The 12223-nt window shown below is 72.5% G+C and carries 9 protein-coding genes; 7 read left to right on the top strand and 2 right to left on the bottom strand.

What is annotated here, in order from left to right:
- Window positions 1–60 precede the first annotated feature (60 nt).
- Window positions 61–2010, top strand: a complete 1950-nt coding sequence (locus EV382_RS00840) for a DUF6311 domain-containing protein (protein ID WP_130408296.1) — start codon at window positions 61–63, stop codon at window positions 2008–2010.
- Entirely contained in the window at window positions 2010–3806 is a 1797-nt protein-coding gene (locus EV382_RS00845; protein ID WP_130399760.1) for a DUF6311 domain-containing protein, read from the top strand. Before EV382_RS00840 ends, EV382_RS00845 begins: the two co-directional genes overlap by 1 nt.
- Window positions 3807–3830: 24 nt before the next feature.
- On the opposite strand, the gene EV382_RS00850 is transcribed toward EV382_RS00845, so the two are convergent.
- The gene (locus EV382_RS00850) at window positions 3831–5693 is read right to left on the bottom strand and encodes a DUF6311 domain-containing protein (RefSeq protein WP_425271855.1); all 1863 of its coding nucleotides are present in this window, start codon (window positions 5691–5693) and stop codon (window positions 3831–3833) included.
- 141 nt (window positions 5694–5834) lie between these two features.
- Between EV382_RS00850 and EV382_RS00855 the strand changes: the two genes are divergently transcribed.
- Together EV382_RS00855 and EV382_RS00860 are read left to right on the top strand one after the other, a co-directional pair.
- Window positions 5835–7112 carry an outer membrane protein assembly factor BamB family protein gene (locus tag EV382_RS00855; RefSeq protein WP_130399762.1) on the top strand — a complete coding sequence of 426 codons (1278 nt, stop codon included), beginning with the start codon at window positions 5835–5837 and terminating at the stop codon, window positions 7110–7112.
- Window positions 7094–8386, top strand: coding sequence for an outer membrane protein assembly factor BamB family protein (locus EV382_RS00860; protein ID WP_130399763.1), 1293 nt, complete (start codon window positions 7094–7096; stop codon window positions 8384–8386). Before EV382_RS00855 ends, EV382_RS00860 begins: the two co-directional genes overlap by 19 nt.
- Here the strand turns inward: EV382_RS00860 and EV382_RS00865 are convergent, their stop codons facing one another.
- A complete protein-coding gene (locus EV382_RS00865; RefSeq protein ID WP_130399764.1) occupies window positions 8387–9511 on the bottom strand; it encodes a peptidase C39 family protein in 1125 nt (374 codons plus the stop codon).
- 142 nt (window positions 9512–9653) lie between these two features.
- Between EV382_RS00865 and EV382_RS00870 the strand changes: the two genes are divergently transcribed.
- The 3 genes from EV382_RS00870 to EV382_RS00880 all read left to right on the top strand — a co-directional run bounded on the left by EV382_RS00870 (window position 9654) and on the right by EV382_RS00880 (window position 12187).
- Window positions 9654–10322 carry a response regulator transcription factor gene (locus EV382_RS00870; protein WP_130399765.1) on the top strand — a complete coding sequence of 223 codons (669 nt, stop codon included), beginning with the start codon at window positions 9654–9656 and terminating at the stop codon, window positions 10320–10322.
- A gap of 55 nt (window positions 10323–10377) precedes the next feature.
- Window positions 10378–11553, top strand: a complete 1176-nt coding sequence (locus EV382_RS00875; RefSeq protein WP_130399766.1) for a sensor histidine kinase — start codon at window positions 10378–10380, stop codon at window positions 11551–11553.
- 244 nt (window positions 11554–11797) lie between these two features.
- Window positions 11798–12187: a VOC family protein gene (locus tag EV382_RS00880; RefSeq protein WP_130399767.1), complete on the top strand. Its 390-nt coding sequence runs from the start codon at window positions 11798–11800 to the stop codon at window positions 12185–12187.
- The last annotated feature ends 36 nt before the right edge of the window (window positions 12188–12223 follow it).

The following is a 12223-nucleotide window of genomic DNA, read 5'->3' on the forward strand; positions in this document are numbered from 1 at the left end:
CCTGCCGAGTCCCGCGCCCTGCCCGCGCCGCACACGGAGGCCGCAGCCGGCTCCGATGAGATGGTGAGCTACCGCACTCCGGTCGGCGTTATCGCCGGCCCCGCCGCGCCGGCTCCCACCGAGACCCCGGCCGCGCCCACAACGCCCGCTGAGCCCACAGCACCGGTTGAGCCCACCACGCCCGCTGAGTCCACAGCACCCGCTGAGCTCACAACGCCGGCGGAGAAGGAACCGTCGGCCGAGGACGCGGGGGCCGCGCCGACCCGGTGGCGGTGGACCCGGCGGCGGCAGCACCTGGCGGTGGGTGGGCTGTTCCTGCTCGCCGCGCTCTGGGTGACCAGCCGGATCTGGCTGGACCCGTCCGGCCGGGTGGCGTCGCTCTACACCGGCGACCCGGCCCAGGTGCAGTTCTTCCTCGCCCACTCGGTACGCGTGGTGCTGCACGGCGAGTACCCGTTCTACACCGAGCAGTTCAACTACCCGGACGGCGTCAACCTGATGGCCAACACGGCCGTGCTGGCGCTGGGCATCCCGATGGTCCCGGTGACGCTGCTCTTCGGACCCGCGGTCTCCTTCGTGGTGCTGGTCACGCTCGGCCTCGCCGGCACCGCCATGGCCTGGTACCTCATGCTCTCCCGGCACCTGGTGCGGACCCCGCTCGCGGCGGCGGTCGGCGGCTGGTTCTGCGGGTTCTCGCCCGCGATGCTCTCGCACGCCAGTTGGCATCCGAACATCATCAGCCAGTTTCTGTTGCCGTTCATCGTGTGGCGTGTGCTGGTGCTCACCCGCTCCAAGAAGCCGGTTCGCGACGGCGCTCTGCTCGCCCTGCTGGTCACCGCGCAGGCCTTCATCAACGAGGAGATCCTCCTCTTCACCGCGCTGGCCTGCGGTGTCTTCCTGTTGGCCGTGCTCGCTCAGGAGCCGGCCCGGTGGCGGGCGGCGTGGCGGCCCCTGGGTGCCGGCGTGGCGACCTGCGCGCTGCTGGCCGGGGCGCTGCTGGCGTACCCCCTCTATGTGCAGTTCGCCGGGCCGATGGCCTACCACGGGCTCAGCGACGCGGTGCGGGACTATGGCAACGACATCGCGGCCTTCTTCGCCCCCGGCTCGCCCACCCTCGGCGGCAACCAGCGGGCCAACATCAACCTGGCGCCGAACTACTCCGAGGAGAACGCCTTCTTCGGCTGGAGCCTGTCGCTGCTGACCATCGGCATCGTGGTCTGGCTACGCCGAGAGTTGATCGTGCGGGCGCTCGCGGTGACCGGCGTGTTCTTCGCCGTGCTCTCCCTCGGCGAACGCGTCTCCTGGTGGGACCGGGAGCTGTTCACCGGGCCGTGGCAGTGGTTGGTGCACCTGCCGCTGCTGGACGCGGTGGTGCCGACCCGGTTCGGGCTGATCACCAGCGTGGTGATCGGTCTGCTGCTCGCGCTCGCCGTCGAGCGGGCCTGGGCGTTGCGGCCGGCCGACCGCCGTACCGTCCGGGTGCTCACCGCCGCGGGCCTGGCCTTCGCGCTGCTGCCGATCGCACCACTGCCGCTGCGGATGGTCTCCCGGCCGCCGGTGCCGGACTTCATCACGGCGGACCGCTGGCGGGCGTACGTCGGGCCGGACCAGACGCTGGTGCCGATCCCGGTGCCCAGCATGGGCAACACGCACGGCATGCGCTGGGCGGCGGCCACCAACCTCGACTTCAAGATTCCCGGCGGCTACTTCCTCGCGCCCCGCAACGGCAACACCGGTGACCCGGGTCGGTTCGGCGGTCGGCCCAGCGGGGTGGGTCAGATGCTGGAGGAGGTGGCGACCACCGGCCGTACGCCCACGCTCGACGACCGGCAGCGTCGGCGCTTCACCGACGAGTTGCGGCACTGGCGGGCGGCGATCCTGGTGCTGCCGCTGCGGCAGCAGAACGCCGAGCCACTGCGACGTGCGGTCGAGGAGCTGGTCGGCCCGGGACGCCAGGAGTTGGATGTCTGGGTCTGGGACGTGCGGGCGCTCAGCGACCGTTCGGTCTGATGACCACCGGGACGACGTCCCCGTACACCTCGTCTCCGGCGACGGTCCGCACGTCCCGCCCGGCCTGGTTGCGCGACGCGCTGGTGGTGGCCGGCTATCTGGGCCTGGCCGTGCTGGTGACCAGCGGTCAGTGGGGTCGTCCGTGGCGGCTGTTCCACCAGGCCGGTGACCAGATCCTCTTCGAGTGGATGTTGGCCCACGCGGCCCGTGCGGTGGTCGCGGGGGAGAACCCGCTCTACAGCACGGGGTTGAACGCGCCCGACGGGGTCAACCTGATGGGGAACACCTCGGTGCTCGGCCTGGGTGTCCCCCTCACCCCGGTCACCCTGCTCTTCGGCTCGCAGGTGGCGTTCTGCGTGGCGGTCGTCTGCTGCCTCGCCGGGACCGCCGTCGCGTGGTACGTGCTGCTGCGCCGCCGGCTGGTCAGCACCCGGGCCGGGGCCGCGGTGGGTGGGCTGATCTGTGGTTTCGCTCCGGGCATGATCGCTCAGGCGGGCGCCCATCTGCACATCGCCGCGCAGTTCCTGGTGCCCGCGATCCTCGCCCTGGTGTTCCGGCCCCACACGGGCGACGCGCGGCTCGACGTGTGGCGGCCTGGCGTCGGCCTCGGGCTCCTGCTCATCTGGCAGGTCTTCATCGGCGAGGAGGTGCTGGTCTTCCTGGCCCTCGCGGCCGGGGTCTTCGCGCTGGCCTACGCGCTCGCCGACCGGGTGGCCGCACGGCGGCTCGCACCGGCCCTCTTCGGCCGGCTCGCGGTGGCGGCCGGCGTGGCGGCGGTGCCGCTGGCGTACCCGCTGTGGTTCCAGTTCCACGGCCCGCAGCACTACTCCGGAATGGCGTTCGCCACCCGGGGTTTCCAGTTGGACGTCGCCTCGTTCACCGCGTCGGCGCGGCAGACCGTGCTGGGCGACGACTGGTTGCCGGGGCTGCTCTCGCCGAACCCGACCGAGGAGAACTCGTTCTTCGGCCCGGGCCTGCTGGTGCTCGCCGTGGTGATCGTGATCTGGCAGTGGCGGCGACCGCTGGTGCGGGCACTGACCGCGTGTGGCCTGCTCTTCGCCCTGCTCTCGCTCGGCGACGAGGTGCGGGTGGACGGTGCCGCCACCGGTGTTGCGGGGCCGTACCGGCTGCTCGGCGGGGTGCCGCTGCTCGACCTCGCGGTGCCGGCCCGGTTCGCGCTGGTCTGCGTACCGGTGCTGGGTGTGCTGGTGGCGCTGTCGGTGGACCGGGTCCGGGCCGTGCGCGGGCCGAGTGGGGCGGCGGGCCCACCGGTGCGGTTGCTGTGGGCCGGCGCGGTCGCCGCCGCGTTGCTGCCGCTGACTCCGACGCCGATCCGCGTGGTGCCGGTCGCGCCGGTGCCGGCGTTCATCGCCGACGGCGGCTGGCGTCCACTGGTGCCACCCGGCCGGACGGTGGTCGCGGTGCCCCCGGTCACCGGCGCCGCGCGTAGCCCGGTGATGCTCTGGTCCGCCCGTACGGGTCTGGAGTTCTCCGCGCCGGGCGGTTACTTCATCGGCCCCAGCGGCCCGGACGACCCGGCGGCCCGCTGGGGCGCGCCGGACCGGCCCACGTCCGTGCTGCTGCGGCAGGTGGCCGACACCGGCGCGGTGCCGGTGCTCACCGACGTCGACCGCCGCCAGGCCGTCGAGGACCTGCGGCACTGGCGTGCCGCCGTGGTCGTACTCGGTCGGCTGGAGCACGGTGACCCGGTCCGCCGTACCGTCGACGACCTGCTCGGCCCGGGCCGACCGGTCGACGGCGGCTGGTTGTGGGACGTCCGCGACCGCGTCGGCTGAGCCGACCGACGGCCCGGTCGTCGACTAACCCACCAGGGTGCGGACGTCCCAGACCCAGACGTCGTCGACCCGCTGCGGCGGCCCGAGCAGCGCGGTGACCAGGTCACGGAGCACCGCCTCGCGGGGGTGCGCCCCGAGCACCACCACCGACGCCCGCCAGAACCGCAGGTCCTCGACGGCCTGGCGGCGGTTCTCGTCGGTCAGCGCCGGGACCGTGCCGGTGTCCATGGTGGAGTAGATGAGGGTGCTGGTCGGCCGGTTCGGCGCGCCGAAGACCCCCTCACCCAGCTCGTTCGGGCCGATGAAGTAGCCGCCCGGAATGGGGAACTCCTGCCCGGTGAGCGCACTCCACCGCAGCGTCGGCAGGCCGTGCACATTGCTCGGGATCGGCACCGGCACCAGGGTCCGACCCACCGGCACGTACGGCCGCCAACCGCCCGCGGTGATGAAGTGCGGCGGCGGATCGATCTGCTGGGCGGGCAGTGGCCGGGGGAAGAGCGGCAGCACGGCGAGGGCGACCGCCGCGTACCCCACCGGGCGCAGCCACCGACGACGGCGCGGCGCGGTCGACGCGGCCGGGCCGGCGGGCGTCGCCGGGGCCGGTTCGCCGCCGCGCTGGGCCGGCACCCGCGGCCGGTCGACCACCGGGCGCCCCTGGCGGTACGCGGCGTCCCAGGTCAACGCGAGCAGGACGCCCACCGCGGCGGCGACCACCAGCGTCAACCGGGTCGGCATCATCATCTCGACCAGCGGCAGGTCGTCCGACACGTACGACCACGGGCCGCGAATGTCGGTCTCCACACCGTTGAAGCGCACCCACGGCCCGATCGCGGCCACGCTGAACACCACGATGAGCACCGCGACGATCCGGGTGGCCAGCGAGCGGCGTACCAGCAGCACCAGCGCCACCACCGAGAGCAGCACCAGCGGCCAACCGAACCAGGTGTTCTGCTCGGTCAGGCCGATCGTCTTCTCCACCGCCGGGTCACCGGCCCAGGTGTCCCGGGCGAAGGTGACGAAGGCGACCAGGTCCTCGCCCCAGTTGTGGAACACCCCGCCCTGCAGGCCCCGGTAGGACTGCGGGCCGTTGAACTGGAACCAGATCGGGTACGCGGTGAGCACCAGGGCCAGCCCGCCGGCGACACCGAGCCCGGCCAAAAACGTGCCGGCGGCGGCCCGACTGGCCCGCGGTCGCTGCACGACGTACGCCAGCACGATGACCAGGCAGGCCAGCGCGGTGAGCAGCAGCATCTCCTCGTTGATGAAGATCTGGTACGCCACCAGCGCGCCGAGCACCAGCCCGTTGCGCCGCCACCGGCCCGGCTCAGCCAGGGTCAGCACCCGCACCACGATCAGCGGGAGCAGGAAGTTGGACACGAAGTTCGGCTGGCCGTTGGCGTGGTGGATGATTCCCGGCGCGAAGCCGAGGAACGCGCCGCCGACGAACGCCGCCGCCCGGGAACGCACCAGGTGGCGGGAGAGCATCCAGTACCCGGTGCCGGCGGTGGCCGCCAGCGCCGCACCCAGGTAGAGCGCGTACATCACCTGGGGGCCGAGCAGCATGGTCAGCGGGGCCAGCGGCAGGGTCACCCCGAGCAGCGAGGTGTTGGCCATCATGTTCACCCCGTCCGGGGCGTTCTGACGGGCCGTGAAGAGCGGGTTCTCCAGGTGCCGCACCGAGTACTCGCCGTGCGCGAACAGCCACTCGAACCAGCTGTGGTCGGTGGGCAGGTGGGAGGAGACCCGGCCGTTGACGTCACCCCAGTAGTTGAGGCAGACGAAGACGCCCAGCAGCACATAGGCTCCGAGGGCCAACAGGTCGGCTCGGGCCGGACGGCGTCGAGGCCGCCGTGTCGACTCGACCTCGGCCGGGTCGGCGTCGGTCACGGGATTCAGCGAAGGGTCTATCACCGGCACAGCCACGACGCGCCATCGTACAGGCGAGGGTGCGTCGCTTTTGCCGGGCCGGTACGCCCACGGTCGGTTTGCCGGACGTTGCTCCCGTTACGCGGTGATGAAGGGACGTAGTTGTCGATCATCGAACTGGGCGAGGTCCGGGACGAGCCGGCAGCTTCTGCGCCGGCCCGCCGGCCGCGCGCCGCCGGCCGTCCGTCGCGCAGCGCGGCGGTGCTGGTGCTCGCCCTGCTGGGGTTGGGTGGTGCGGCCCCGACACCGCAGCGGACGGTGTACGTCGTGCCGGGGTCGCCGATCTCCTCGGCGTACCTCGCCGCGGACAGCGTCTTCGTGGTGGACCGGCCGGAACCCGAGGGGGGCCGCTACCTGACCGCGTACGCCCAGCCGACACCGACCGACGCTGGTGTGCGGCGGCGGTGGCGGGCGCCGCTGGCCCGCTCCGGTGACGTCATCGATGTCCGGGTCGAACGGCGGCTGGTGCTGGCGGTGGCGGTCAACGCCCCGAACCAGCAGTTCCAGACCACCGCCTACGACGCCGCGACGGGCCGGCAGCGGTGGCAGCAGCCGGGCTCCGTCGACCCGACCGTCCACGACGGTCTGCTGCTGACGAATGTCCGGGAGGACGAGTCGAGCGCGATGAGCGGGATCGACCCCGACTCCGGCGAGCTGATCTGGACGGTGCCGATCCAGTCCTCCACCGGCATCTCCTACCACCTTGTTGAGGGTCGGGTCGACCAGTTCGTGCTGCTTCAGCCCAGCGGCGCGGTGCAGGTGCACGACGCCGGGACCGGCAGACTGCTGCGCAGCGTCGATACGCTGCCCGCCGACCGGAAGGCGTACCAGCGGATTCAGGTCGTCGGCGACCTGCTGCTGCTCGTCCCACCCGGCGCCAACCGGCTGGTGAGCTACGGGCTGGCCGATCTGTTGCCACGGTGGACGGTCGAGATGCCGTTGGTGGCCTACGTGGTCGGCTGCGCCGGTCTGCTCTGCGTGATTCCGCAGACCGGCGGCCTCCAGGTGCTCGACCCGGCCACCGGGGCGGTGCGGTGGTCCGACCGGGGCCAGGACAACCTGGCCGACGTCCGAGATGGTCGGTTGTTGATGGCGAAGCCCGGCCGGGGGTACGAGGTGCGGGACGCGGCGACCGGGCAGGTACGAGCCGAGCTGGGCGCGTGGAGTCTGACGCGGGTGCTCCGACGGGTCGACCCGCTGGTCGGTGTGCGGCGGGGTGAGCGCGGTCGGATGCTCGTCGCCGAACTCGACCTGGTGGCCGGCGGAACACGGATCCTCGACGTGTTGCCGGGCATCGCCGGCGGTTGTCAGGCGTCCCTGCCGGTCCTGCTGTGCCAACGCCTCGACGGTACCTTCGGGCTGTGGCGGTTGACCCGATGACCGGGCCGGTGATCGACCTCGGCGAGTTGCGGCACGGCCCCGACCCGGAGCCGTCGCTGCGCCCACCCCGCGCGCAGAGTCGTCCGCTGCGCTGCGCGCTGGTCGTGCTGCTCGCGCTGGTCACGCTCGCCGCCGCCGACGTTGCGCCGCCCCGGCTGGCCCCGGTGACGCTGTCGGCCCGGCCCGGGTCCGACGTCATGATCGACGGTGACCGCCTCCTGATCCTGGAGCCGTCAAGCCAGTCGCGACCTGGGCGGCTGGCCGCGTATCACCTGCCCGGCGGCGAGCTGGTCTGGCAGGTGCCGCTGTCGACGGAGGCCCGGTACTGGGGAATGACCGCGCTGGCCGGGATGGTGCTGGCCACCGGGTACGAGATCGGTCCGCAGGGCCGGGGGAACCTCACGATGGCACTGGACCGGGCGACCGGGGCGTACCGGTGGCAGCAGCCGGGCACCGTTTTCGAACTGGTCGACGGCAACCTGCTGCTGCGCACCGGTGGTGAGACCGAACCGTCCGGTGTGCGCGCGATCGATCCGTGCTGCGGCACCGTGCGTTGGCAGCTCGCCGGCGTCAGCGCCGCGGTGACCCTGCGCGGCACCGAGCGCGGGGTGGACCGGGTGGTGTTCAACCAGTTGGACGGGCCGGTCGAGGTACGCGACGCGACCACCGGCGCGGTGCTGGCCCGCGCCGATCTGCGCCCGCCCGACGGCGGTCCGATCGATCTGGACGTGATGGACGACCTGCTGGTGGCGCACGACAGGGGCGCGGGCACGATCACCGCGTACGGGTTGGACCAGCTCGACAAACGCTGGACCCGCACGAGGGTGCAGATCGACTTCGCGTTGGACTGCGGCCCGGTCCTCTGTATGCGCGCCACCAACGAGATGCAGGCGGTCGACCGGATGACCGGCGAGGTGCGCTGGAGCAGCAGCCGGTGGGGGTGGGCCTGGCCGGCCGGCGGGCGGCTGATGGCCAACCTCAGCGGCGTCGGCCCGTTGGAGCAGTACCTGGTGCTCGATGCGCTGACCGGCCGGCAGTTGGCCGACCTGGGCCGGTGGGAGCTGTACCAACTTGGTCCTGGGGGCCGGCTGGTCGGCATCCGCCGGCATCCCGACGGCGGGGTGCTCGTCGGCGAGTTGGACATCGGCGCGGGAACGGTGCGCATCGTGGATGTGCTGCGCGATGCCACCGGGGAGTGTCAGGTGGTCACCGGTTACCTGGTGTGCAATGCCGCCGCGCCCAGCTCGTACCAGCTCTGGAAACTGGCCGGCTGATCACCAGTTGGCCTGGGCGGGCGGCGGCGGCAGCGGCACCGACGCGGGTCGCAGCACGTACGCCACCCCGCCGCTGCCGCGCTGCCAGACGGTCTCGAAACCCTGCCGGGGCACGGTACGACGGACCGCGTCGTCGTCCGGGGCGTACGGGTCGTTGAGCACCGGGTCGCCGTCGGTGGTGAAGCCGACCAGCACCATCAGGTGCCCGCGGGTGTCGTACCCGAGCCCCGGCACCTCGTCGGCCCGGAACGCGGCGGAGACGATCAGGGGGATGCCGGCGGCGATGAACGCCTCCGCCTCGTTCAGCGACCGCAGGCGGGTGACGAACGCGTCCACCCCGTGCAGTCCGGCGTACGCGGTGTTGAACGGCCAGTTGCCGGCCCCGGCGTACGCGTGGTCGTAGCAGTGTCGGGCAGCGTGCACCACCACCGGACGAGGGCCGGACGGCTCCACCCAGGCGTAGTGCTCCGGCGTCGGCTCGGCACCCCAGTAGGCGAGCACCATCGAGGTGCAGGTGGGGCTGCACCAGGAGTCGCCGCCGCCACCCCACTGCGGGTACTGGCCGGCGTGCAGCCGCTGCGAGTAGCGCGGCACGTCCAGCACGATCCCATGGGCGGCGGACGAGGCGGGCGACGGTGCACCGGTCGGGCCGGGTAACGCGGGGCCGGTGGCGACCGCGCCGATGCTGCGCAGCACCGGGCCGCTCGGGCTGCCGGCCGGTCGGTGCAGTGTCACCCGCGCCTGCCAGCCGGTGACCGTCGCGCCGGTCACGACCAGGGTGTCGGTGTCGACAGCGGCGTCGCCGTCGCGCTGCCCGGGTATCGAGGTGCGTCGTACCGCCCGGTCGTCGGCCGCCCAGCGGGCCAGCCGGTACCAGCCGGTGGCGGGCGCGTCGTCGTGCCAGCCGCGTAGCTCGACCTCGATCCAGCAGCCGTCCGGGGTGTCGGCGGTCCAGGACGGCACCACCTCGGCGACGGCGAAGCCGACCCGCACCGGCGGTGACGTCCAGGCGCTCCGCTCGTCGTCGCCGGCCACGCCCTCGACACTGCCCGCTGCCGAGTCGGCCGGTAGGTGGAAGCCCCGGTAGGCGATGTCCCGCCGGGTGGGTGGTGCCGCGATTGTCATGCCAGGTCCGTCCGTCGTTCGGTGCCGCCGGCCAGCATCGCGTACGCCGCGCTGGCCCGCAACGCCGCCCGGCGCGGACGGCGAGGGACGATGGTTGCCGGCCGGCACTAGGTTGTCGGTGGTCAGCAGCGAGGAGGCCGGGATGCGGGTACTGGTGGTCGAGGACGAGCGCAACCTCGCCGACGCGATCGCACGGGGGTTGCGCAAGCGGGGGATGGCGGTCGACGTGGCGTACGACGGCGACGCCGGCCACGAGGCGGCGTTCGTCACCCGGTACGACGTGGTGGTGCTCGACCGGGACCTGCCCGGCGTCCACGGCGACCAGATCTGCGCCGACCTGGCGGCCTCCGGCGCGTTGACCCGGGTGCTGATGCTCACCGCCAGCGGCACGGTGGCCGACCGGGTGGAGGGGTTGCAGCTCGGGGCGGACGACTACCTGCCCAAACCGTTCGCCTTCGACGAGTTGGTCGCCCGGGTGCAGGCGCTGGGTCGACGGGCCACCCCGGCCGCGCCGCCGGTGCTCGAACTGGCCGACCTGGTGCTCGACCCGGCCCGCCGGGTGGCCACCCGCGCCGGTGTGCCGATGGACCTGACCAACAAGGAGTTCGGCGTGCTCAGCGAACTGCTCAAGGCGCGTGGCGCGGTGGTCTCCAGTGAGGAGTTGCTGGAACGGGTGTGGGACGCGAACACCGACCCGTTCACCACCATCGTCCGGGTCACCGTGATGACACTGCGCAAGAAGCTCGGTGACCCGCCGTTGATCGAGACGGTGGTCGGGGCGGGCTACCGCACGGCCGAGGTGCGCGCGTGAGCGCGAGGAGTGAGCCGGGGTTGCGAGCCCCGCAGTCGCGAACCGAGGTGGCACGGTGAGTCGCCGACTGCGGCCTACGTTGCGGTTGCGGTTGACCGTGCTCAACGGTGTGCTGCTCATCGGGGCGGGCGCGATCCTGGTGCTGCTGGCCTGGCTGTTGGTCCGCGACGCGTTGCGACCCACCGACGAGTTGGTGCCTGGCACGACCGTGCTGCTCTCCGACGGCCGGGAGATGGACGCCGCCCAGTGGCAGCAGCAGTTGGTCGACGCCGCCTCGGGGGAACTGCTGGCCAAGGGCCTGGTCGCGTTGTTGGCGATCAGCGTGGTCGGGGTGGCCGGCGCGTACGCGGTCGCCGGCCGCGCGCTGCGCCCACTGCACCAGGTCACGGCGACCGCGCAGCGGCTCGGTGAGGCGACGCTGGATCAGCGGATCGGTTACTCGGGCGCTGACGACGAGGTGGCCGAGCTGGCCAAGACGTTCGACGCCATGTTGGACCGGATCGCGTCCGCGTTCGAGGCCCAGAAGCGGTTCGTGGCGAATGCCTCGCACGAGCTGCGTACCCCGCTCGCGGTGATGCGGACGGAAATCGACGTGACGCTCAGCGACGACGACGCGGACGCCGCCGAGTACCGCCGGATGGCCACCGTCGTCCGTGATGCCTCGGAGCGGGCCAACGGCCTCGTGGACGCGCTGCTGGTGTTGGCCCGCAGTGAGGCGCAGGCTGGGCGGCAGTTGGGCCGGCGTACGGAGTGTGACCTCGCCGCGGGCACGGCCAACGCGCTGTCGGCGATGCGCCGCGAGGTGGAACGGATCGGCCTTCGGGTGCAGACGTCGTTGGAGTCCGCGCCGGTGATCGGCGATCCGGGGCTGCTCGACCGGCTGGCCGGAAACCTGATCGAGAATGCGGTCCGCTACAACCACCTGCACGGCCGGCTCTGGGTGCGCACCGGCACCGACGGCGACCGATCCTGGCTGGTGGTGGGGAACACCGGCTTCGAGGTGGACCAGGCCGACGTGCCGGGGTTGTTCGAGCCGTTCCGGCGCGGTGGCCGGGAACGCACCGGGGCCCGGGGCTCCGGCCTGGGGTTGTCCATCGTCCGGGCGGTCTGCGCCGCGCACGGCGGTTCCGTACGGGTGGTCGCGCAGCCTGGTGGCGGCCTGGAGGTGACGGTCACCCTGCCGTCGGCGGACGCGCCGGCGGTGCCTGGCACGGTGGCTACCGCCGGCTGACCGGGGTTGCGCGCCTCGCTCGGCCGATGGCAAGATCGCATCGTCAGTTCGAGATGAAAGGGGGTGCGTTGATGTCCACCAATGTTGGCTCCGCATCCCGGGTCCACGCCGGCTGACGTCCCGGAGACGGAGCGCCCCCGCACGGGTTGGGCGCTGATCGCCCATTCGATGGGGAACCAGTTTCTGCGTGGTGTAACGCGCCCGGACTCGGGCGGCACCACGTGAACGCCGTGGAAGGACCACTGTGAGTTCGACGATCCACAACATCAGCATCGACTGTTCCGACACGTACGCCCTGGCCGGTTTCTGGTCGCAGGTCTTCGACTGCCCTCGGCAGCCTGACGACTTCCCCGGTGACCCGGAGGCGATGCTCCTGCCGCCGGGTGGCCCGGAGGTGCTCTTCATCGCGGTCCCGGAGGGCAAGTCGGTGAAGAACCGCCTGCACCTGGACCTTGAACCGGCCGACCGGACCCGGGCCGAGGAGGTCGAGCGACTGCTCGGCATCGGCGCGACGCTCGTCGACGACCGGACCCGACCGGACGGCACCGGTTGGGTGGTGCTCGCCGACCCGGAGGGCAACGAGTTCTGCGTGCTGCGCAGCGCTGCCGAGCGGGCAGCGGCGTCAGGCGCGTAGCTTCCGCCGTACGGCACGGGGCCCCGGCCACCCGAG

It is taken from the genome of Micromonospora violae, assembly GCF_004217135.1.
In the GTDB taxonomy this organism is placed as follows: Bacteria; Actinomycetota; Actinomycetes; order Mycobacteriales; family Micromonosporaceae; genus Micromonospora; species Micromonospora violae.